The sequence below is a fragment of the Acetobacter sp. DsW_059 genome, assembly GCF_002153695.1.
Taxonomy (GTDB): domain Bacteria; phylum Pseudomonadota; class Alphaproteobacteria; order Acetobacterales; family Acetobacteraceae; genus Acetobacter; species Acetobacter thailandicus.
Window position 1 is genome coordinate 1 of the sequence record NZ_JOPI01000119.1, and the last position, 588, is coordinate 588.

The following is a 588-nucleotide window of genomic DNA, read 5'->3' on the forward strand; positions in this document are numbered from 1 at the left end:
GCTCTGTATTGCGAACCCGACTAATGCCGGGAGGTGCTATCGTTCTGGTACTTACACGGTGGCACCCTGACGATCTGGCAGGGCGTCTGCTTGATGAAATGGCAAACGGAACCGGTGAGAGCTGGGAGGTTCTTTCTCTCCCTGCTATCTGCGAAACTGAATCAGACCCCCTGGGGCGCAAAGCTGGCGATGCACTCTGGCCTGATGTTTTCCCGCTCAGAGAGCTGCGGCAGATTGAAAAATCTGTTGGCCTCCGCGAATGGGCAGCTCTGTATCAGCAGAAACCTGCTCCATCTAAAGGTGCACTATTTGATACGTCTGTCATCAACATTGTCGATGCTGCGCCAACTGGCGGAACAATTGTCAGGCGATGGGATCTGGCCGCGACAAAACAAGTCGGAACACGCGATCCGGACTGGACTGCAGGTGTCAAAACGTTACGCACGTCAGACGGTAGGATTTATATCCTTGATATCGTTCGTCTTCGTGGTGGTCCTCTCGATGTTGAAAAATCAATTATGGGTACGGCATCACAGGACGGCCCTCAGATTGAAATTATCCTTCCACAGGACCCGGGGCAGGCAGGAA

General features: G+C 53.2%; 1 pseudogene. It reads left to right on the forward strand.

Annotation, left to right across the window (positions count from 1 at the left end):
* Positions 1-588, forward strand: a pseudogene (locus tag HK25_RS12200) (terminase); the annotation flags it as partial.